Genomic DNA, 19,031 nt, shown 5'->3' on the forward strand with positions numbered 1-19,031 from the left:
GTCCAGACCGAGTCGCTGCAGAAGGATTACGGCGCATACGGCCACAAGCTCAAGAAGCACTTCAACCCGAACCAGCGGTAAGTGGGACGATGGCTCAACTCGATCAAACCCACGACCCGAAGCTGGAAAGCTGGGTGACATCTGCCAACGGTCATCTAGACTTCCCGATCCAGAACTTGCCGCTGGGGACCTTCAGTCCCAGCGGCGGCTCCCCAAGAGGGGGAGTGGCCATCGGGGATCGGATCCTTGACCTTCCGGCTGCACTGGCCGCTCGTCTGTTCGAGGGAGAAAGCGCCGCGGCCGCAGAGGCAGCCACTGGACCAGTGCTCAACTCTTTCCTGGCGCTTGGGACAAGCTCGCGGCAGGCTCTCCGCTCAAGGCTGTCTGAGCTGCTGGCCACGGGTAATCCGGAGCAGGGTAGGGTGGAGACATGCCTGCACGACGCGGCCAATTGCGCATTGCACCTGCCGGCCCACATCGGCGACTACACCGACTTCTATGTCGGCATTCACCATGCCACCAACATCGGCAAGCAGTTCCGGCCCGACAATCCTCTGCTGCTGAACTACAAGTACGTGCCGATCGGCTATCACGGACGGGCGTCTTCGATCCGCCCATCCGGAACGCCTGTACGACGGCCAAAGGGGCAGGTGAAGCCACCCGACGCATCAACGCCGAGCTTCAGACCGAGCCAGCGGCTTGATTACGAGCTGGAGCTTGGGATCTGGATCGGCCCTGGGAATGTTCTCGGCGAACCCATTTCCGCGAGCGAGGCCCCCGAGCACGTTGCAGGATACTGCCTGCTGAATGATTGGTCGGCTCGGGACATCCAGGCGTGGGAATACCAGCCGCTCGGTCCGTTCCTGTCCAAGAACTTCGGCAGCACCATCTCAGCGTGGATCGTGACGCCAGAAGCCCTGGCGCCATTCCGGATCGCTCAGCCACCCCGGCCGGAGGGCGATCCCGCACCCCTGCCTTACCTGCTGGACGAGGCCGACCAACGCGAAGGCGGACTCGACCTCGAACTGGAGGTCCTGCTCCTCACATCTGGCTTACGCGACAAAGGACTGCCGCCCCATCGGCTGGCTTTGTCCAATGCGAAAAACATGTATTGGACAGTCGCTCAGATGGTGGCGCATCACACCTGCAACGGCTGCAATCTCCAGCCAGGTGACTTCTTGGGGACGGGGACGATTTCAGGACCTGACGAAACGAGCTGTGGCAGCCTCCTGGAGGCAACGCTGGGTGGAAAGAATCCGATCGTCTTGGAGTCCGGAGAGGAGCGGCGCTACCTCGAGGATGGGGACGAGGTCATTCTGCGGGCACGTGGCTACCGGGAAGGCTTTGCACCCATCGGGTTCGGCGAATGCCGGGCCGTGATCCTGCCGTCCCCATGAGAAACGCCATCACGCCAGCGGTCGAGCTCGTGCCTAACGAAGCCTCCGTGATGGTAGGGGGCTTCATGGGTGCGGACTCGCCTCACCGCGTCATCAATGCTCTGGCCCACGGCGCGAAACCTGACGCTGATCGCCAGTGACACAGCAGGCACGCCGCGGTGTTGGGTGTTGGGGAACTGGTCGACGCTTGCTGTGTCGCTCCGGCCGTTGAAGTTGTCCCACTCCCTGCGCTCGCTACCACTCCTTGGCTACTAGCCAAGCGGCAGGGAACTACACTCCTGGCGCGGAGCTGAACTAGCTAGAAGTTCTGGTCATTCCGGAAGAGCGTACATTCACAACGGAGTAGGGTGCGTTCCGACCCTATCGGGGCGCGGTTGTTATCGCAGCAACAATCCCTGCCCATGTTTCGAGAGCTTCTGCCTTTTGCCTGAAATATGAAGCTCTGTTGTAGACCCCGGCGACGCCCCGTTTCGCGCCCGCGTGCCCCAAAAGTGCTTCCACGACGTGGGGATCAATCCCTGCCTCATTGAGCCTTGTTGAAAGCGTGCGCCGGAAATCATGCAATCCCCACGGCGGAATGCTGTAGCTCGCAAGATCCTCTCCCTCTACGGAAGCGGGTGAGCCGGCAGTTTGGCGGAGATGCGCAATCCGAGCATCTAGCCGTGCTTTGCTTCGCGACCAACTGGAGTAACCTTCTTGCCCCTGACCAAACACAAGGTCGCGGGCCTCCCGTCGTGCAGGCAATTGCATAAGGGCAAGTCCCGAAAGTGGGACCTCATGTACAATGCCCGTCTTCGTTCGACCTTCAGGTACGGAGATGGTTGAACCGTTTATTTCGCTCAACCGTAAGTTACCGATCTCGTCGCGTCGGCAACCTGTTAGCATTAGGAGGCGTACGATCCGATCATAATCGTTGCCCGCTCCTGTAGCCTCCCAGATCAAGCATAACTCAATGTCGGTGAGAACCCGTGTTTTTGGCGCTTCGGGATTTTTTGGAACTAGTGCGGCCGGGTTCGTCTTTGCCAAGCCCGCCCGCATGCCCCAACTGAACAGGGCACTCAAAGTTGCAAGGGTTCGATTAGCCTGCACTGGGCCAGCAGTCGTCGTAAGCCGTTTGTGGAGCCGGTGGATCGTGGCTCGATCAATGATTGCTAGCGCCTCAGCATGAAGTGAGGATGCATACTTGTTAAGGTTTCGCCGGGTATGATCGAGGGTGGAGCGTTTGGTATGCTGCTCTTGGTGGTCAAGATATGCCGCGATCAGATCGCTCACGCAAATGGCCTGCCGATCAGCCCTGCGTTTGGCGGCTGGATCATTGCCGATGGCTTTTTGCACAAGGTGTGAGCGGGCTGCTTCTCGGGCCTCCTCCGGAGCTAGAGCATTTACGTCCCCGAGCCCTATCCGCCGGCTTCGCCCTTGTGCATCTCGGTACTGGAGAAGCCATACGCGCTTGCCGCTGGCGTAAGCCCGCAGTCCCAAACCAGGGAGTTGGTCATCCCAATAGAATGTTTCGGATTTGCCGGCCGGACAGATCAGTCGGCGCAAGCTCGCCCTTGTAATGGAGATCGAAGCTGAAGAATGCTTGGCTGTTTGAGGACGCACCAATGATCTGGTGCCCTTAGGGAGGTCGTGTCCCGGAAGCACACCGGAAGCATCCGGAAGCACGTTGGAAGCAGCTTCTTGAACCATTGAGAGCTCTTATAAAAACATGTGACTAGAGACCTACCGTATAATAGACTGAAAACACATGCAAATTAGACGCTTGCGATCATCTCTGATCACTTATGATCAGATGGAAGAATGCTGAGCCGTAGTCTGGGGGACTAGGGGTCGGAGGTTCAAATCCTCTCGCTCCGACCATTCATTTCAGAATTTCGTTTTAGTGATTGCGCCATCAGGGCGCGATTGGCCGGTGGGGGACAGCGTTGCCTCTGCGGCGCTATATGTGCTCGTCAAGACAACGAACCCAGATCCGTCCGGCCCGAGACGCATGAGGAATGCCTCGAAACGGCCCAGCTGAAACGCATTTCAGTTCCGAGAATTGATTCAATGGTAGCGGTCCTTGAGGCGACCGCGCGATCCTTGGAGGAGAACGGATGCGTACGCCTGGTTCGAGGTTTGCACTTGCGTTTGCCCTGGTGGCATTTCCGACGCTGGCATCGGCGGAAACCGGGGGCGCGGCCGCGGGAGCGGCGGCCGGAGGAGCCGCGGGAGCGGCTGTCGGAGGGCCTGTCGGCGCGGCGGTGGGCGCCGGTGTAGGCGGTGTCGTCGGCGGCGCAGCCTCGGGGCCCGACCGTCAGAACGTCATCATCGAGCAGCGCGGCCCGGCGAGCACAGGCAGTGTTGGCTGCTCGACGAGCACAACACAGAAGACGGATGCCTTCGGCGATACGACGACGAAGCATAAAACCGAGTGCTGATACGCCTAAAAGTTTTTAGCGGAGCGGGCGTCCCCGGGGCGCCCGCCTAAAGCTCGACAGGCGGAGCAAGGCGGAGCTCGAGCAGCTTCACCCAAACGTCGGCTTCCGAGCGCTTCACCTTCAGGCTGATTACGGAGACCGGCCAACCTTCTTTTGCGAGGGACACGAGCCTATGGGTGTCCTCGAGCGACCATTGAGGCCGGTAGGCTTTCATTGTCTTCCCTCCGACGGTCGTAAGAAAAGTGGAACGCAGCCATTACAGGACAACGGCCGCGCCAATCCAACAAGAATAGATATGTGGCGGCCAGCCGGGACAGCCAGAGTCTCGGCAAATCCTTCCGGCCCTTGCGTCCATGGCCCCTCGGGCGAGGAGCCCGAACCCGCGCTCGCTAGGTTCCACAGGGCGCTCTCCTGGTCAATTTGGACTGGTAATTGCAGGTGCTATTCCCTATATCAGAGGGGTCAGGTTCGCCTGACTATGATCGTAGAGGCAGAGTGGAATAAGCGTTTAGGACGCGGGTTCAATTCCCGCCGCCTCCACCACGAACACATGGCGGTTGAGACCGGCTGGTGTGTTTCTGATGGGGGCGACTTGGGTTCGACTGGGCGCGGTAAAGACTAGGCTGCGATTAGGCTGAGCTACGGCCTTGATAGTGCAAATTCACAAATGCCAACGACAACGTTGACATGGGTGCGGTGCGCCTCGCGGCGTAACCATCCGGGGCTCGGGAAAGCCTAGCAACAGAAACGGCACCTTCGGGTGCCGTTCCCATTTCCGCTCCGTTCTGGAATTGCCTTACGACGCAAGAGAAAGCCCCGCCGGAGCGGGGCTGTGTCTTCTGCCGTTTAGGCTGGCTTTATGGGTACGTGCAGACGTAGCGCATGCCGTTAGTCGCCAGGAAGGTGCCGCTCGCGGGGTCGTACGAACGGTACTTTCGGGCGCAATAAGCGGCCACAGAAGGGCTAACCGTGCCCGGGGAAGGCGGAGGAACCGGCTCGGCCTGCGCCTGGCTGGCGATTGCGCCCGCGATCAACGCGCCCGCTGCGAGTCCGGCAACGCCTGCCGCAACTGCGGAGCCATTGTCCCGGCGGTAATAGCCCCCGTACGGCCGGTAACCATGTCGATAGTAACCGCGCCGGTAGTAGTATTGCGAATAGCTCTCGGACGGGTAAGCCCCCTCCACCACTGGCAGCGGGCGGCTCTGAACCGTGTCTGCGCTGGCGGGCAGCGCCGAAGCAAGAGTGGCCGCTCCAAGCGCGACCGCAACGAACTTGCGCATTTCTGGCTCCTTGTTCTGCAGAAACGGTTGAGACCCAACCGATCGAAATGGCCGCGCCAATATAGCGCCTGTGGCCAAGGTTGCAAAAAATTTCACAATAGAGCGCAGTGGCGGAAAACCTAAAATATTCTCTATGTATTACTCTAGTTATAGAATTTTTAGTTGCAGATATTCTACGTAAAGTAAAGTTTATACGACCATGTATGGGTTGTGTACCTGTATTGACGGGTTGCACGATCCTTAGTCGCTGAAGCGTTAGACTTGTTGGATTCATTAACTGTGGAGCCGTGCGAGCCTTGTGAAACCACCGCCTTACAAGGCCGCTCGCATCATCGGCGCCATTACGGAAAGCAATAGTTTTCAAAGAATAGTTTCCACATCGGCCGTTCGTGTACTAATATAATGTCGCAGCAGGATCTGACAGGAAAGGCACGCTGGGGGTTATGCGTTACGGTAGGCGGTTCCGGCTCATTGTTGCGGCTCTGCTGGGCTGGGCGCTTCCAGTCCGCGCGTCCGAACCCCTGCCGCAGCCTACAGGCCCCGTTCTCCTGACGATCTCTGGAAGTATCGGGCAAACCAATGCCCCGGGTCAGGCGCGCTTTGACAGAGAGATGCTGCACGCACTTGGCTCCGCGTCCTTGACGACAGGCTTTGTCGTGCTGGATCGGCCCCAGTTCTTCGAGGGAGTCCCATTGCGTACTGTCCTCGAGCGGGTCGAGGCCAAAGGCACCAAGATGACGGCCGTGGCCTTGAATGACTATGAGATTGTCATTCCCTTCGAAGACCTCAAGTTCGAACCATTGATCGCCATGAAGGCTGACGGCCAGCCGTTGAAAATTCGAGGCAAGGAGCCCTTGTGGATCGTATACCCTCGCGACGACTACAAGGTTTTGCAGGACATACGGTATGATTCCCGCTGGGTTTGGCAGTTGAACCGGTTACATATTGAGTAAGATGAAGATCGGTCTGCAGAGCTACAAATCATCCCTGACCACCCTGGTGGTGATTGCAGGTTTAGCCGCATGCCTGATTTTCACGGTGGCGCGACTGCTCAATGTCGAGAGCGACCTCCGCACTGAAGACACGCACGTCAACCTTTGGCAGATCAGCCAGACCCAGTTCGAGGCCGCGCTCCTCTCTGAAAGCCTCGCTCGCTACGCGGCCCAGGACGCCTTCGAGAGCCCAGAGCAAACCCCTGTATTTCGGCTTGCGATCCTGATCAGCCGCCTGGGCGTCCTTTTCGAAGGGTCGGAGCAGGGGCGTTTCATCGAGCAGATCGGCATGATGGGGAGCCTGAAGCATGAATATCTCCAACTAACCTTAGCCGAACCTCTCGTCGTCGCCGGCCTTTCCCCTGAGGCGGCCTTACGGTTGCGCGCGCAAAGCCGCAGCCTCGCATCTGAGCTGCGGGACTTGGCCAACCGGGTCATGCTGATCAACCGGGAGCAGGGCGCCGCCACTCGCTCCATGTATCTGCGAGTGGTTTTCGAGAGTCTCGCCTTCATCGCCGGCATCGTAGTTAGCGCGTCGTTCCTGCTGCTGCGCCTCTTCAGAGGCATGCAGGAGGCTAAACAGGCCAAGCGCCTCCTGCGTCAGGAGCAGGAGCTGTCGGATCTGGTGATCAACAACATCAGCAACCAGGGCATCGTCATCTTCGACGAGCGGCTGAACTGCCTTCTCTGGAATCCCGGCATGGAGGCTTTGCTGGGTTTGAAGCCGGACGACACGGTGGGGCACAACCTCGGACGGCTGGATCCCCTCTTCGCGAGAGCGGAGATCCTCCATTCATTGGCCCAGGCCATCGAGGGCACGAGTTCCGTCCTCGAAGACGACAGCCCGTCCTCCCGTGGTCAGGAGCGCTGCCTCGAGGTCAATTGTTTCCCCCTGAGCATGGCTGAGCGCAGGCTTGGCATCGCGTTCATACGAGACGTCACGGAACAATGGCTTGCCCGCAAACAGGCCGAGCGCCAGAACTTCGACCTGGAAATCAAGGTTTTGCAGCGTACAGCCGCCCTGCGCCAAGCCGAGCGCCGCCTGATCGCCGCCATCGAGACGGCCCTGGACGGCTTTGCGGCGTTTGACTGGAGCGGCAAGCTTCTGTTCGCCAACGAGCAGATCAGGGCCGCCGATCCGGTCGTTCTCTGGTGCCAGGAAGAGATGACCCTGGCGAGCTTCCTGCGCTGCTTTGCCATGTGCGAAGGCGCGGACGATCGCCTGCTTCAGGCGGATACAGCGTTCGACGAGATCGAGCTCGACCTTCTCATCAAGAAGGGTGTCTGGGCCCATCTGTCCGTGACGAAGGCTGATGGCGGCACGATCTTTGTCCGGTTGACCGATATTACGGGCTATAAGAAGGCGGCTCAGGCGCTTCAATCCGCTCTCGATCGCGAGCGGGAGACGACCAGCGCCTACCGCAGCTTCGTGTCGATGGTTTCCCACCAATTCCGCACGCCGCTGGCCATTCTGGATTCAAGCGCTCAAAGGATCCTGCGGCGAGGGCAGAATCTCACCCATGACGAACTGGTCGGTCGCGTCCAACGAATTCGGAACGCCGCCTGACGCGTCTCGTGGAGAGCGTGCTCAACGCCGCAAAGCTCGATGCGGGACGGCTCGAGCTGAACCCGACCTCCTGCAGCCTCGTGGATCTCGTGGCGGAAATTTGCGACCGGCAGCGCGAGGTAAGCACCCATGCGGAGATTCGGCTCAATCTCCCAGACGGTCCGGTCCAGGTGTTTTGCGACAGCATCCTGATCGAGCAGGTCGTCATCAATCTCCTGTCGAACGCCGTGAAATATTCGGGGGACAACCCTGTCGTTGAGGTCAAGATTTGGACCGAAGGCTCCCGGGCCTTTTGCTCGGTGCGAGACTGGGGAATCGGAATACCAGCCGATGAAATGTCGAAGATCTTCGAGAGATTTTACCGCGCCCGCACGGCGACCGGAATTGCCGGAACGGGGATTGGCTTGAATTTCGCTCAGAAGATCATGCACTTGCATGGCGGCGAGATTCAGGTTGAGAGTTACGAAGCCGCGGGGTCTCTCTTCACTTTTGACTTGCCGATCTCGAATGTCGACCAAGCCCAGCAGGCTGCATGAGTGGCTCAACACGATGAATGACCAGAAAACGATTCTTTGCATTGAAGACGAAGACGATCTGAGGAGCGATCTGGCAGAGGAGCTGGTCTCTGCCGACTACAATGTTCTCCAGGCGGCGAACGGAAGCGAGGCTCTCGCGCTTCTCGAACACAATCGGCCTGATCTTGTCCTGTGCGATATCACCATGCCAGGGCTCGGCGGCTACGACGTGCTCAAGGCCATGCGGGAGCAGGGTGGCCTTGCGGATATCCCGTTCATCTTCCTCACTGCTTTGGCGGAGCGGAACGATGTTCTCGTCGGCAAGCAGGCCGGCGCTGACGACTACCTCGTGAAGCCCATCGACTACGAGATCCTCCTGGCGACCGTCTCGGCGAGGCTCAATCAGGTCGAGCGTGTCAAGTCAGGCGCGGTTCAGCGCGCCGAGGAGGCCTGGCAGGAAATCCTGAAATCGTCCCGAGGCCGGACCGTGGAAGCCCTGTACAAGGCGACCTTCGCGTTCGACCGTTTTCTCGTGGGTGTGGTCATCGTCGACGAGAAGGGCAATGTCCGCCTCATGAACAAGGAAGCCGAGCGCATCCTGGCGGAGGAAGACGGTCCGAGCGTTTCCCAGGGCATACTCAAAGGGTCGGCTCCAAAGCAGAACTCCAAGCTGCATGAGGGGATTGCCAGGGCGTTCCATGAGGAATCCCTCGATGAGATCGTGTCCTTCCCTCGCCTCACCGGAGGGCGTCCCTACCTTGTGCTCGTTCCCGGCCAGCGTTTCTCCGCGGACGAGAAACCCGAGGCGGTCGTGCTTCTTCTCATCGATACGGAGCAGCGCACCAAGGTGTCGGGCGAGACCCTCGTTCGCCTATACAACCTGACGCCGTCCGAGACCCGTGTCGCCCTCATGCTGATAGACGGAAAGCGCCTGGATCAGATCGCCGAAGAGTTGGAGGTTGCACAGACGACAGTTGTCTTCCACCTGAAGAACCTCTTCCGGAAGACCGACACGAACCGTCAGGCTGACTTGATCCGTGTGCTCCTGTCCGTGCCGCTTCGTACGACAGGCGATTGAAGGGTCGGATAGGAACAGGCGAGTTTACGGTTCAGTCACCATATTGGCATTCGGACACGGCCGCCGTGGCCCTGCCACAATCTGTTCAGCTTCCGGAGAGCTTTGCGGCCGTATAACACTTTATGAAGCGGGGCATTGGAATCTCCCCGAAACGTAAGGTATTGATCATGAAGATCCTCCGTATGGCTTCCGGTACGGTTGCTGCTCTGGCGGTCGTCACCACTTTGGCTGCTGTCGAACCCGCTGCGGCGCGGGATCGCCTATCCCCTGGGGCTGCCGCCGCAATCGGCGTTCTCGGAGGTCTTGCGGTCGGCGGCGCGATCGCCGCTTCGCAAAGCCCGGTCTATGCTGCGCCGGCTCCCGTTTACGTAGCGCCTCCGCCGCCCGTTTATGTGGAGGAGGCCGCTCCTGTCTATTATGCGCCGCCGCCGCGCCGCGCCTATGTGGAGCGCTGCTTTACAGAGCGGTACAATGAGTGGGTTCCGGGTTGGGGCTGGGAGCAGCGCCGCCGACGGATCTGCAACTGAAGAATTCAAAGAAAGGCCTGCCTCAAGCGGGCCTTTCGATTTTGCGGCTCAGGGAACTCTCACCCGTTTGGGGGTGCAACCACGGTTCCACTCCGGCGTTGAAGGAGCGAGGTGTCAGCGGGAGCCCAGCTATGAACAAGTCTTCGCAGACCGAGTCCGATACGACTAAACTCAATCCGGGCGACCAAGGGGAGCCGGGAACACCAGGCGTCGGCGAGAACGTCTGCCCCGAATGCAAGGGGAAGGGACGCATTGGCGTCACGTCCTGCCCGACATGCGGCGGCACGGGCAAGATCATTGAGGGAATCGGCGGCGCCTAGGCCTTGTCGGGCTTCGCCATCCAGCGGATCAGCGGCATCAGCGGAACGACCCAGATCAGTCCGAGGACGATGTAGACCAGGGTCTGCACGAGGGTCGGCGCGTCCCTGATCCGACCTTCCGCCACCGCCATGGCGAAAAGCGCGTAGAACCCGATGAAGAGGATCATCACGACGGTCCCGATGAGCTTGCGGGCGCGCATACCCATATTCTGAGCCCTTTTCTCGATGGCCGGCCGCAAAGGTGCGTCAACGGCATTGATTGCCTCGCGAAGAGGCAGCCTCTATGTGACAGGCCATACCCTGGGTTCAAGCCCTAATCGATCACGAGAGCGAGCATGGCTGTCGCAGCCTCCACCGACGGTATCGCACTGACGCGCCGTCCCCAGACGCAATCCCTATCCGTCGTCCGCATCTGGCTCTATGTCCTCGCGGCACTTGTCGTCGTTATGGTGGCGGTCGGAGGGGCTACGCGGCTCACCGGTTCCGGCCTGTCGATCACGGAGTGGAGGCCCGTCACCGGTGTGGTTCCGCCGCTGACGGAGCAGGCCTGGCTCACCGAGTTCGAGAAGTACCGGCAAATCCCCCAATATGAACTCGTGAACAAGGGTATGACCCTGTCCGAGTTCAAGTTCATCTATGCGTGGGAATGGGGTCACCGTCAGCTTGGCCGCCTTATCGGGATCGTCTTCTTCCTCCCCCTGCTCTGGTTCTGGGTGCGGGGCGCGATCAACGGACGGTTAGCCCTGACGCTCCTTGGTATTGGTACCCTCGGCGGACTGCAGGGCGCGGTCGGGTGGATTATGGTGGCGTCCGGCCTAGAGCCCGGCATGACGGCCGTTGCGCCGATCAAGCTCACTCTTCACCTGATGATCGCGAGCATCATCCTGTGCAGCCTCATCTGGGTAGCGGCGGGCTTGAAGGAACGTGACGCGACGGTTCGGGAAGTTGGCCTCCAGGCAAACATGCCATGCATCCTGCTTGGGCTGATCCTCGTCCAGATCATGTTGGGCGGTCTTGTGGCAGGGTCCAAGGCAGGTCTTACCTACAACACGTGGCCCCTCATGGATGGGGCGTTCATTCCTTCGGCCCAGGCGCTGTTCGTCGTCAGCCCATGGATCGAGAACTTCGTCGACAACGTCGCCCTGGTTCAGTTCAACCACCGCATGGCGGCGTACGCCATCGTGGCTGTCGCGCTTTACCATGCCTGGAATGCGCGCCGCAGAGCGCCACAGTCGAAGCTGGCTCGCCGGGCCACCGCCATGGCTGGGTTGAGCTTGGCTCAGATGACTTTAGGCATCATAACGCTGATCCTGGCGGTTCCGCTTTGGGCAGGCCTCGCCCATCAGATCTTCGCCATGGTGGTTCTGGCGATGGCGGCGGTTCACGCCAGAGTAAGCGCCTGACATGCGAAAGGCGGCCTCGAGGGCCGCCTTTGCTTACACCTGCCGGTCAGATCAGCGAACGATCTGAACGATGCGACGGGTGCCCGGCTCCACGAGAACTGGCGTCTCGTTGACGACGGTGTAGCGGTAGCCACGGACACCGTACTCAGCCGGAACTTCATAGTAGGTCACGCCGGATTCAGGCAGCACGGCGCCGACCCGGACCTCGTCGGTATAACGGTAGGACGGGACGCTCTGAGTCACGACGTACTGACGGAACTTCGGCTGGGTCTCGGCTGTGAGGCCTCCGACGATCGCGCCGGTCACGCCGCCAACGGCAGCGCCCACAGGCCCACCGACAATCGCGCCAGCAGCCGCGCCCGTCGCGCCACCGGCAGCAGCGCCGCCAGCCGAGGATTGCGCGAACGCGCCGGCCGGCGCCAGAACCGCGAGAACTGCACCAGCAAACAGGATTTTCTTCGACATGGAACTACGCTCCTTAAGTGATAGCCGCGGTTTAAACGGCCAAGCAAGTAGGAGGTTCCCTTGCGACAGACTTCCCATCCAATAGGCAAAAACGGCTAACGAGGTGGATCTAGAGGTTTAGATACCTGGAATCCCCTATTCTGGTGAGCAACGAGACGCTGGTGAGAAGAGCAGGGTAGGCGGCCCCTGCCCTGAGAGCATTTCAACGAAGCCTGTCATGCTGAAGCAGATCATCCTTCAGGCCAGTATAGCGTTCGTCAGGGGGATGATTCGGGCCGGGCAATTCTTTATGGTTGCTGGCCTTGAGCTGCACCGGGATAGATCCCAACTACCGACGCAGCCACGCGGACCCTTGTTAAAGGCATGCTGTAGCAGGCAAAATTGGCCTGCCGTGCGTCTAAGATATGCACAGAGGATTGAAAGTCGAATTAGCAACTCGGGAGTTGTTCTGTTAAATAGGAACAATGTTAGGGTGCCATGCGCTCTAAACGCCAAGCTGTTGGAACTGGATTATCTGGGAGTCAGGGATGAATGTGCTGGTCTTTGCTTCGCGAAAAGGCGGCTCAGGTAAGAGCACGCTGGCTGCTCAGCTCGCGACCTATATCGCCGGGCCTTCGCGTCGCACTCTTTTGATTGACGCAGATCCGCAAGGATCGCTGTCCCTCTGGCATGGGTTGCGCAAGCAGGACGAGCTGACCCTCAAGCGCGGGGTCCGCAACCTCGCCGAAACCCTGAAGGATGCCAAGCGTGAGGGTTACGAGTGGGTTCTGGTCGATACCCCGCCCCTCAAATCCCCCATCGTGGCCGAGGCCATCAAGCACGCGACCCTGGTGATCATTCCAACGCGCGCGAGCTTGTTCGACATCGCGGCACTGCAGGACACCGTCCATATCGCCCGCGAGCTACGCAAGCCCTATGCGGCCGTCATCAACGCTGCGCCGCCCAAGCGCGGAGAGACCGAGGCGGCCGTCGTGGCGGATGCCCGCGGCGCGCTGAACGCCCTCAAGGTTCCGGTCTGGTCGGGGCAGATCACCCATCGTGGGGAGCTCTCGCTTTCCCTCACGAAGGGCGAGGGGGCTCAGGAATACGAGCCGGGCTCCCAGGGTGGCGAGGAAATCGAGCGCCTCTGGACGGCTCTCGATCGCTCCCTCAACGCGATCCACAACGCTTATAAGAAAGCACGCACGTCGGCAGCGGCCTGAGCGAATTCAGGCCGCTTTCACGTCGTTATTTCTGAGAAGATGACGCGGCGGTTTACGCCGCGTCCAGGGCCTGATCGAGGTCGTCGATCAGGTCTTCCTTGTCCTCGATGCCGATGGACAGGCGCACCACTTCAGGACCCGCTCCAGCCTGTGTTTTCTGTTCGTCCGTCAGCTGGCGGTGCGTGGTCGAGGCCGGGTGGATGATAAGCGAACGGGTGTCGCCGATATTCGCCAGGTGCGAGAACAGCCGCAGGTTCGAGACAAGTTTCACGCCGGCTTCGTAGCCGCCCTTGAGGCCGAAGGTGAACACGGCGCCCGCACCCTTGGGGCAGTACTGCTTGGCAAGGTTGTGATACCGGTCCGAGCGCAGGCCGGGATAGCTCACCCACGAGACCTTATTGTGGCTCGACAGGTGTTCGGCCACGGCCAGCGCATTGTCCGAGTGGCGCTGCATGCGAAGCGGCAGGGTCTCAATGCCGGTCAGCAGCATGAAGGCGTTAAAGGGCGAGAGCGCCGGCCCGAGATCACGCAGGCCGAGGACGCGGCATGCGATGGCAAAGCCGAAATTGCCGAAGGTCTCGCCCAGCACCATGCCGCCATATTCAGGCCGAGGCTTGGAGAGCATCGGATAGCGGTCGTCGCCCGCGAAGTTGAACGAGCCCCCATCCACGATCAGGCCGCCGATGGAGTTGCCGTGGCCACCCAGGAACTTGGTGGCGGAGTGCACGATGATGTCCGCACCATGCTCAAAGGGGCGGATCAGGTAGGGCGTCGCCATGGTGTTGTCGACAATGAGCGGAATGCGGTGCTTCTTGGCGATGGCTGCGATCGCCTGCAGGTCGACGATGACGCCGCCTGGGTTGGCGATGGACTCGACAAAGATCGCTTTGGTCCTCGGGGTGATCGCGGCCTCGAAGGTCGACGGATCGTCTGAATCGGCCCAAAGCACGTTCCAGCCGAAGTTCTTGTAGGCGTGATTGAACTGGTTGATCGAGCCGCCGTAGAGCTTCCTGGCGGCGACGAACTCGTCGCCCGGCTGGAGCAGGGTGTGAAACACCAAGAACTGGGCGGCGTGTCCCGAAGCGACAGCGAGCGCCGCGGTGCCGCCTTCAAGGGCCGCCACCCGCTCCTCGAGCACGGCGCAGGTCGGATTGCCGATACGGGAATAGATGTTGCCGAAGGCCTGGAGGCCGAAGAGCGAGGCTGCGTGGTCCACGTCATCGAACACGAAGGAAGTGGTCTGGTAGATCGGCGTCGCGCGGGCACCCGTCGCCGCATCCGGCGCGGCCCCAGCGTGGACGGCAAGCGTGTCGAATCCCGGAATCCGGTCGGTCATGGCAGGGGCCTCTCGATGTGAATGTATCGTTCTATTTAAAGAACGAAACGTTCGCCCGTCAAGGAGGCTAGCGGGGCCGGTTGAGGCTGAGCTTCTGGAAACCCTTGCCCGACAGGACGGGCTTCTTAGCGCTGAGCATCCGGGAATTGACGCCCTGCCAGGAGATCTCGCCGGAGAAGCGCCCGAACTCGATCTTGGGGCACCGGTCCATGACCACCTGAATGCCTTCGGCCTCGGCTTTTGCGGCGGCCTCATCGTTGCGGACCGAGAGCTGCATCCAGATCACCTTCGGTCGCGGGTTCAGCGCCAAGGCTTCGTCGGTGATCGGGCCAGCCGCCTCCGAGTTGCGGAAGATCTCCACCATGTCGATCGGGACGGGCACGTCGGAGAGCCTGCCATAAACCGGCTTGCCCAGGAGTTCGCCGCCCGCGAGTCCTGGATTGATCGGTATCACGTCATATCCGCGCTCAAGCAGATACTTCGTGACGATCCAGCTAGGACGGGCCGGATTCTGGGAAGCTCCCACGAGAGCAATGGTCTTAACGCTCTGGAGGATGCCTCGGAGGTAGTCGTTCTGGTAATTGTCGTGGTCCATGACCGGAACCTATGGGATAGGGCAGGGCAGTTCAATGAGCATTGATCACGAATGACGTCTCACCAGCCGATCATGACCCGCGACGAGTTGGCGGAGTTCCTGGATAGGGAGTTTCCGCAGCTTCATTTCGCGGGGCGCACCTATCATCTGGACGATGTCGGGCCCCTCACGGCCCGGGTTAGGATGGACTATCACGAGCGCCACCTGCGGCCCGGAGGCACCTTGTCCGGCCCATCCATGATGGCACTGGCAGATTTTGGCCTCTACGCGGTGATTCTCGCTCATATCGGCCCGGTGGCGCTGGCGGTCACCACCAGCCTGAACTTCAACTTCCTGCGAAAACCCGGGCAAACGGCCCTGATTGCCGATTGCCGCCTAATGAAGCTCGGCAAGCGGCTGGTGGTAGGAGAGGCGTCCATCTATTCGGAAGGCGACCAAGACCTCGTCTGCCATGCGACCGGCACCTATTCAATACCGGTTCGATAATTCGTGTGGTATTTAGATACCGCAGCACAAAAGGCCTTGTCGTGCTTGAGCTTTTTGCGAATTCACGCCTGCAATTTCAATTGACACCGTTTCCCCGCTCCAGTAGATACCTGCTCACTCGCCGCCGCAATTCGCGGCGGTTTGTCGTTTTCAGAACCTGAGCCTTATGGCTCCAACGGGAACCAGCGCGATGAAGACTACTACTTCGCTGAAGCCCGCCGAGGTCGACAAGAAGTGGGTTGTGATCGATGCGAAGGGCCTCGTTGTGGGCCGTCTCGCTTCGGTCGTGGCAATGCGCCTTCGCGGCAAGCATAAGGCCAGCTACACGCCCCACGTCGATTGCGGCGACAACGTCATCATTATCAATGCCGACCAAGTGGTGTTCACCGGCCGCAAGCGCGAGCAGAAGGTGTACTATCACCACACCGGTTATCCGGGCGGCATCAAGGAGCGGACCGCGAAGTTCATTCTCGACGGCCGCTTCCCCGAGCGCGTGGTCGAGAAGGCTGTGGAGCGCATGCTCCCCCGTGGCCCGCTCTTCCGCCAGATCCTGAGCAACCTGCGCGTCTACAAGGGCGCCGAGCACCCCCACACGGCCCAGCAGCCGGAAGTGCTGGATGTGGCTGCTCTCAACAGCAAGAACGCGAGAGTCTAATCATGGCGACCCTCCAGTCTCTCAGCGACCTGGGCCAGACCGCCCAGACCGCCGCTCCGGAAGCTCCGAAGCACGTCCAGAAGCTCGATGCCCAGGGCCGCGCTTATGCCACCGGCAAGCGCAAGGACGCGGTTGCCCGCGTCTGGATCAAGCCCGGCTCCGGCAAGATCGTCATCAATGATCGTCCGGTCGACGTGTACTTCGCCCGCCCCGTGCTCCGCATGATCCTGCAGCAGCCGCTGCAGATCGTGAGCCGCGACGGCCAGTACGACATCACCGTGACGGTTGCAGGCGGAGGACTTTCCGGCCAGGCCGGCGCGGTCCGCCACGGCCTTTCCAAGGCCCTGACCTACTTCGAGCCGGAACTTCGTGGTCCGCTCAAGAAGGAAGGCTTCCTGACCCGCGACGCCCGCGTCGTCGAGCGTAAGAAGTACGGCAAGAAGAAAGCCCGCCGCAGCTTCCAGTTCTCGAAGCGCTAAGCTTTTTCGACAAAGAACGACCAAAGGGCGGCTCAGGCCGCCCTTTCTTTTTTTTCTAATCGTATCGATGACCTAAGTAACGCGGCAGTAACGCGGCGGATTCGTCAGCTCGTTTAAGTTGTTCAATCTCAAATATTTCAATCAATAGTTTTGCGTCTTTGCCGCGGAATGCTCCGGCAGGGCATTCTGTTATTGCAATGATGTAATATAATACATTATCTGCTCCGTTGGGTGGCTTGATCAGCAGCGGAATGGAAGAGTTTTGGTAGCGTTGAAGTCGAAGATACTGGCCCTCGGACTCACGTTGGGAGCCGTTGCTGCTTTGGCTGTCCTGCTATCGCCGCTCCACATTCATTTCCTTAATCCCGGGCCAATGACACCCGGACACGATGCGGTCGGCTGCGTATCCTGTCACTCGGCCTCTCCCGGAACGACCAGGCAGCAGATCCAAGCAAATTTGGCTTATCTTCTCGGATTGCGAAAAACGTCCGTAGCTTTCGCCTTCCAGGCGCCGACCGTCGCCATCTGCCAGGGGTGCCATTCCCGACCGGACGATACTCATCCCCTGCATCGCGTGTCGGAGCCCCGCTTCGCCGATGCACTGAAGAGTGTCGCGGCCAATACCTGCCTAGGCTGCCACCAAGAGCACCGAGGAAAACGTGTATCGTCCAGAGGGGAGTTCTGCTCGGCCTGCCATGACGACTTGAGCCTCAAGAATGATCCTCTGGATGTCAGCCACCGAACCCTGGTTGCCCAGCAGCGATGGTCCACCTGCCTGGGGTGTCACGACTACCACGGCAACCATGCCCGTCAGGTGCAGAAGAAGCTGGCAGAAGCCTACGATGTCGAGGCGATCCGGTCCTATCTGGCGGACGGACCCGATCCTTATGCGCGAGCCAAACGCCACCTAGCCCGTGAAAAGCCATGATGAAATCCCTTATCGCCGCGCTCTTGCTGAGCGTTGCGGCTATCTATCTGTTCGTGACCGCCCCGCCACCGCTTCCCGATGAAAGCTCGTCCGCATCCAACGATGGGCCGACAATTCCCGTGAAAGTCCTGCTGGACTCCGCCAATCTCGTGAATGCGGCTGCCCGGAAGATCTACACGGAACGCATCGTCTCCCGAGGGCATGAGGCCAGCCTGAGCTTCAATGAGGAATGGCGGCAGCCCGAGGTCGAGTCCGGTCTCCTTCCGGCGCTGTTCCTGCGCGAAGTCGCGTCCGAACTCCGAAAGCAGGATGCGGCCCTGGCGTTGTTTCTCGGTTCGGACCAGCCGATTTCCTCCTCGAATGCCTTCAAGGGCGAACAGATCGGCCAGTTCGAAGCTCTCACGTACGACCAAAAGCCAAGATACTTCGAGATGCCCTCGCTCCAGCTGCAGGTGGGGCTATATGCCGACCTTGCGGTCGCCCCAGGCTGCGTGAGCTGCCATAACGAACATCCCAACACGCCCAAGCGCGACTGGAAACTCGGCGATGTAATGGGGGCGACCACGTGGACCTACCCACGTTCTACGGTGACTGACCGGGAGCTCCGCCAGGGGATCGCCCAGGTTTATGAAGCGATCGCGCGGGCCTACGCCACATATCTGGCCAAGACGCAACGTTTTCGCGACGCGCCATTGATCGGTGGTCACTGGCCGGAGAAGGGCAGGAGGCAGCTGCCGGATGTGGAGACGTTCGTTGCAGCCGTGAAGGATGCAACGGCCCCGTCCATCCTGAACACGGCTGTGCTTTTCCAATGACGATGGTTCGGAAACTGACACAGGCTAGAACGGCCTACCTGCCCTTGGGGCTATTTGCGGCCGTTACAGCAGTACCGCTCCTGACCTTCGGCGCGGGCGGAAGGCCGCTGGTGGAGAGCTTGTCTCGAGAAGGAGCCTTTGCTTATACGGTTGCAAGCGGCCTGCTGCTGACTGTCGCCATGCTGTGGCAATGGAGGCTATACGTTGTTCGCCGCAGCGGTGAGGGACGACGTATACAGCGAGAATACAGACTCCATCGCTGGCTGGGCATCCTGCCCATGATCCTTCTCGTCGCACATATGGGCCAGCCGAATGGCTCGCTCCTGTCCGTGACAAGCGGCCTGCTGATGCTGTCAAGCCTGAGCGGTTTGCTGAACAATGAGATCGTCAGGCAAAAAGCACGCTGGGTGAGAACCCTATGGCTGACGCTGCATATCGGTTCCGCCGCGCTCATCCTGCCCCTGGTCGTCCTTCATGTTTGGGCGGCTTTCGCGTTCAAGGGCCCATGAACGACAGCAAAAAGGGCAATGTGGGACCTTAGAGGAGGCATCGTTGACTCCTGACTGTTTCA

23 protein-coding genes, 1 other RNA gene and 1 pseudogene are annotated in these 19,031 nt (G+C 60.2%); 17 read left to right on the plus strand and 8 right to left on the minus strand.

Annotation, left to right across the window (positions count from 1 at the left end):
- Window positions 1-89: 89 nt before the first annotated feature.
- Window positions 90-1,397 carry a fumarylacetoacetase gene (gene fahA / locus DRB19_RS05730; protein WP_114185085.1) on the plus strand — a complete coding sequence of 436 codons (1,308 nt, stop codon included), beginning with the start codon at window positions 90-92 and terminating at the stop codon, window positions 1,395-1,397.
- A 360-nt stretch (window positions 1,398-1,757) separates the two neighbouring features.
- Here fahA and DRB19_RS31825 read toward each other — a convergent pair whose 3' ends face one another.
- Both DRB19_RS31825 and DRB19_RS31830 read right to left on the minus strand, forming a co-directional pair.
- A complete protein-coding gene (locus DRB19_RS31825; RefSeq protein WP_420870159.1) occupies window positions 1,758-2,435 on the minus strand; it encodes a site-specific integrase in 678 nt (225 codons plus the stop codon).
- A gap of 312 nt (window positions 2,436-2,747) precedes the next feature.
- Window positions 2,748-3,086, minus strand: a pseudogene (locus tag DRB19_RS31830) (Arm DNA-binding domain-containing protein); the annotation flags it as partial.
- A 407-nt stretch (window positions 3,087-3,493) separates the two neighbouring features.
- On the opposite strand from DRB19_RS31830, the gene DRB19_RS05740 reads away from it, so the two are divergent.
- Window positions 3,494-3,817: a hypothetical protein gene (locus DRB19_RS05740; protein WP_176602646.1), complete on the plus strand. Its 324-nt coding sequence runs from the start codon at window positions 3,494-3,496 to the stop codon at window positions 3,815-3,817.
- Window positions 3,818-3,863: 46 nt separating this feature from the next.
- Here DRB19_RS05740 and DRB19_RS30575 read toward each other — a convergent pair whose 3' ends face one another.
- On the minus strand, window positions 3,864-4,031 hold the full coding sequence (locus DRB19_RS30575; protein ID WP_170148907.1) for a hypothetical protein: 168 nt from the start codon (window positions 4,029-4,031) through the stop codon (window positions 3,864-3,866).
- A 208-nt stretch (window positions 4,032-4,239) separates the two neighbouring features.
- On the opposite strand from DRB19_RS30575, the gene ssrA reads away from it, so the two are divergent.
- Window positions 4,240-4,573, plus strand: a transfer-messenger RNA (tmRNA) gene (ssrA, locus tag DRB19_RS05745).
- Window positions 4,574-4,674: 101 nt separating this feature from the next.
- Here ssrA and DRB19_RS05750 read toward each other — a convergent pair.
- Window positions 4,675-5,097 carry a BA14K family protein gene (locus DRB19_RS05750; RefSeq protein ID WP_114185087.1) on the minus strand — a complete coding sequence of 141 codons (423 nt, stop codon included), beginning with the start codon at window positions 5,095-5,097 and terminating at the stop codon, window positions 4,675-4,677.
- A 443-nt stretch (window positions 5,098-5,540) separates the two neighbouring features.
- On the opposite strand from DRB19_RS05750, the gene DRB19_RS05755 reads away from it, so the two are divergent.
- The 6 genes from DRB19_RS05755 (at window position 5,541) to DRB19_RS05780 (ending at window position 10,096) form a co-directional block, all read left to right on the plus strand.
- Window positions 5,541-6,050 (plus strand): putative pterin-binding protein, encoded by a 510-nt coding sequence (locus DRB19_RS05755; RefSeq protein ID WP_210207441.1) that lies wholly within the window; start codon window positions 5,541-5,543, stop codon window positions 6,048-6,050.
- A 1-nt stretch (window position 6,051) separates the two neighbouring features.
- The gene (locus DRB19_RS05760) at window positions 6,052-7,656 is read left to right on the plus strand and encodes a PAS domain-containing protein (protein WP_114185088.1); all 1,605 of its coding nucleotides are present in this window, start codon (window positions 6,052-6,054) and stop codon (window positions 7,654-7,656) included.
- Between the two features lie 17 nt (window positions 7,657-7,673).
- Window positions 7,674-8,192 carry a sensor histidine kinase gene (locus DRB19_RS05765; RefSeq protein ID WP_162815600.1) on the plus strand — a complete coding sequence of 173 codons (519 nt, stop codon included), beginning with the start codon at window positions 7,674-7,676 and terminating at the stop codon, window positions 8,190-8,192.
- Window positions 8,193-8,205: 13 nt separating this feature from the next.
- Complete coding sequence (locus DRB19_RS05770) at window positions 8,206-9,249, plus strand: helix-turn-helix transcriptional regulator (protein WP_162815601.1); 1,044 nt, start codon at window positions 8,206-8,208, stop codon at window positions 9,247-9,249.
- 167 nt (window positions 9,250-9,416) lie between these two features.
- The gene (locus DRB19_RS05775; protein ID WP_210207442.1) at window positions 9,417-9,776 is read left to right on the plus strand and encodes a hypothetical protein; all 360 of its coding nucleotides are present in this window, start codon (window positions 9,417-9,419) and stop codon (window positions 9,774-9,776) included.
- A gap of 131 nt (window positions 9,777-9,907) precedes the next feature.
- Window positions 9,908-10,096 carry a hypothetical protein gene (locus DRB19_RS05780; protein WP_114185091.1) on the plus strand — a complete coding sequence of 63 codons (189 nt, stop codon included), beginning with the start codon at window positions 9,908-9,910 and terminating at the stop codon, window positions 10,094-10,096.
- Here the strand turns inward: DRB19_RS05780 and DRB19_RS05785 are convergent.
- Window positions 10,093-10,296: a DUF2842 domain-containing protein gene (locus tag DRB19_RS05785; RefSeq protein WP_308494263.1), complete on the minus strand. Its 204-nt coding sequence runs from the start codon at window positions 10,294-10,296 to the stop codon at window positions 10,093-10,095. The genes DRB19_RS05780 and DRB19_RS05785 overlap by 4 nt on opposite strands.
- Window positions 10,297-10,431: 135 nt before the next feature.
- On the opposite strand from DRB19_RS05785, the gene DRB19_RS05790 reads away from it, so the two are divergent.
- Window positions 10,432-11,499: a COX15/CtaA family protein gene (locus DRB19_RS05790; RefSeq protein ID WP_170148908.1), complete on the plus strand. Its 1,068-nt coding sequence runs from the start codon at window positions 10,432-10,434 to the stop codon at window positions 11,497-11,499.
- A 51-nt stretch (window positions 11,500-11,550) separates the two neighbouring features.
- Here the strand turns inward: DRB19_RS05790 and DRB19_RS05795 are convergent, their stop codons facing one another.
- A complete protein-coding gene (locus DRB19_RS05795) occupies window positions 11,551-11,964 on the minus strand; it encodes a DUF1236 domain-containing protein (protein WP_114185094.1) in 414 nt (137 codons plus the stop codon).
- A gap of 527 nt (window positions 11,965-12,491) precedes the next feature.
- Here DRB19_RS05795 and DRB19_RS05800 point away from each other — a divergent pair.
- On the plus strand, window positions 12,492-13,166 hold the full coding sequence (locus tag DRB19_RS05800) for a ParA family protein (protein WP_114185095.1): 675 nt from the start codon (window positions 12,492-12,494) through the stop codon (window positions 13,164-13,166).
- 52 nt (window positions 13,167-13,218) lie between these two features.
- Here DRB19_RS05800 and DRB19_RS05805 read toward each other — a convergent pair whose 3' ends face one another.
- Both DRB19_RS05805 and DRB19_RS05810 read right to left on the minus strand, forming a co-directional pair.
- Complete coding sequence (locus tag DRB19_RS05805; RefSeq protein ID WP_114185096.1) at window positions 13,219-14,502, minus strand: O-acetylhomoserine aminocarboxypropyltransferase; 1,284 nt, start codon at window positions 14,500-14,502, stop codon at window positions 13,219-13,221.
- Between the two features lie 67 nt (window positions 14,503-14,569).
- On the minus strand, window positions 14,570-15,097 hold the full coding sequence (locus tag DRB19_RS05810; protein WP_114185097.1) for a CoA-binding protein: 528 nt from the start codon (window positions 15,095-15,097) through the stop codon (window positions 14,570-14,572).
- A gap of 51 nt (window positions 15,098-15,148) precedes the next feature.
- Between DRB19_RS05810 and DRB19_RS05815 the strand changes: the two genes are divergently transcribed.
- From DRB19_RS05815 to DRB19_RS05840, 6 genes are all read left to right on the plus strand, one after another.
- Window positions 15,149-15,583 carry a PaaI family thioesterase gene (locus tag DRB19_RS05815; RefSeq protein ID WP_114185098.1) on the plus strand — a complete coding sequence of 145 codons (435 nt, stop codon included), beginning with the start codon at window positions 15,149-15,151 and terminating at the stop codon, window positions 15,581-15,583.
- 190 nt (window positions 15,584-15,773) lie between these two features.
- The gene (gene rplM / locus DRB19_RS05820; protein ID WP_114185209.1) at window positions 15,774-16,238 is read left to right on the plus strand and encodes a 50S ribosomal protein L13; all 465 of its coding nucleotides are present in this window, start codon (window positions 15,774-15,776) and stop codon (window positions 16,236-16,238) included.
- 2 nt (window positions 16,239-16,240) lie between these two features.
- Window positions 16,241-16,717: a 30S ribosomal protein S9 gene (gene rpsI, locus DRB19_RS05825; RefSeq protein ID WP_114185099.1), complete on the plus strand. Its 477-nt coding sequence runs from the start codon at window positions 16,241-16,243 to the stop codon at window positions 16,715-16,717.
- 457 nt (window positions 16,718-17,174) lie between these two features.
- Window positions 17,175-17,645: a hypothetical protein gene (locus DRB19_RS05830; RefSeq protein ID WP_338067353.1), complete on the plus strand. Its 471-nt coding sequence runs from the start codon at window positions 17,175-17,177 to the stop codon at window positions 17,643-17,645.
- Window positions 17,642-18,460, plus strand: a complete 819-nt coding sequence (locus DRB19_RS05835; RefSeq protein WP_114185101.1) for a c-type heme family protein — start codon at window positions 17,642-17,644, stop codon at window positions 18,458-18,460. The genes DRB19_RS05830 and DRB19_RS05835 overlap by 4 nt, the downstream gene beginning before the upstream one ends.
- Window positions 18,461-18,570: 110 nt before the next feature.
- Complete coding sequence (locus DRB19_RS05840) at window positions 18,571-18,969, plus strand: hypothetical protein (RefSeq protein WP_147021680.1); 399 nt, start codon at window positions 18,571-18,573, stop codon at window positions 18,967-18,969.
- Window positions 18,970-19,031 lie beyond the last annotated feature (62 nt).

The organism is Microvirga aerophila, from assembly GCF_003332305.1.
Lineage (GTDB): Bacteria > Pseudomonadota > Alphaproteobacteria > Rhizobiales > Beijerinckiaceae > Microvirga > Microvirga aerophila.

Bases quoted from the DNA above. Each gene is read 5' to 3' on its own strand.
- fahA (WP_114185085.1), top strand. From the start codon at position 90: ATGGCTCAACTCGATCAAACCCACGACCCGAAGCTGGAAAGCTGGGTG.
- DRB19_RS31825 (WP_420870159.1), bottom strand. From the start codon at position 2,435: ATGCGGGCGGGCTTGGCAAAGACGAACCCGGCCGCACTAGTTCCAAAA.
- DRB19_RS05740 (WP_176602646.1), top strand. From the start codon at position 3,494: ATGCGTACGCCTGGTTCGAGGTTTGCACTTGCGTTTGCCCTGGTGGCA.
- DRB19_RS30575 (WP_170148907.1), bottom strand. From the start codon at position 4,031: ATGAAAGCCTACCGGCCTCAATGGTCGCTCGAGGACACCCATAGGCTC.
- DRB19_RS05750 (WP_114185087.1), bottom strand. From the start codon at position 5,097: ATGCGCAAGTTCGTTGCGGTCGCGCTTGGAGCGGCCACTCTTGCTTCG.
- DRB19_RS05755 (WP_210207441.1), top strand. From the start codon at position 5,541: ATGCGTTACGGTAGGCGGTTCCGGCTCATTGTTGCGGCTCTGCTGGGC.
- DRB19_RS05760 (WP_114185088.1), top strand. From the start codon at position 6,052: ATGAAGATCGGTCTGCAGAGCTACAAATCATCCCTGACCACCCTGGTG.
- DRB19_RS05770 (WP_162815601.1), top strand. From the start codon at position 8,206: ATGAATGACCAGAAAACGATTCTTTGCATTGAAGACGAAGACGATCTG.
- DRB19_RS05775 (WP_210207442.1), top strand. From the start codon at position 9,417: ATGAAGATCCTCCGTATGGCTTCCGGTACGGTTGCTGCTCTGGCGGTC.
- DRB19_RS05780 (WP_114185091.1), top strand. From the start codon at position 9,908: ATGAACAAGTCTTCGCAGACCGAGTCCGATACGACTAAACTCAATCCG.
- DRB19_RS05785 (WP_308494263.1), bottom strand. From the start codon at position 10,296: ATGCGCGCCCGCAAGCTCATCGGGACCGTCGTGATGATCCTCTTCATC.
- DRB19_RS05790 (WP_170148908.1), top strand. From the start codon at position 10,432: ATGGCTGTCGCAGCCTCCACCGACGGTATCGCACTGACGCGCCGTCCC.
- DRB19_RS05795 (WP_114185094.1), bottom strand. From the start codon at position 11,964: ATGTCGAAGAAAATCCTGTTTGCTGGTGCAGTTCTCGCGGTTCTGGCG.
- DRB19_RS05800 (WP_114185095.1), top strand. From the start codon at position 12,492: ATGAATGTGCTGGTCTTTGCTTCGCGAAAAGGCGGCTCAGGTAAGAGC.
- DRB19_RS05805 (WP_114185096.1), bottom strand. From the start codon at position 14,502: ATGACCGACCGGATTCCGGGATTCGACACGCTTGCCGTCCACGCTGGG.
- DRB19_RS05810 (WP_114185097.1), bottom strand. From the start codon at position 15,097: ATGGACCACGACAATTACCAGAACGACTACCTCCGAGGCATCCTCCAG.
- DRB19_RS05815 (WP_114185098.1), top strand. From the start codon at position 15,149: ATGACGTCTCACCAGCCGATCATGACCCGCGACGAGTTGGCGGAGTTC.
- rplM (WP_114185209.1), top strand. From the start codon at position 15,774: ATGAAGACTACTACTTCGCTGAAGCCCGCCGAGGTCGACAAGAAGTGG.
- rpsI (WP_114185099.1), top strand. From the start codon at position 16,241: ATGGCGACCCTCCAGTCTCTCAGCGACCTGGGCCAGACCGCCCAGACC.
- DRB19_RS05835 (WP_114185101.1), top strand. From the start codon at position 17,642: ATGATGAAATCCCTTATCGCCGCGCTCTTGCTGAGCGTTGCGGCTATC.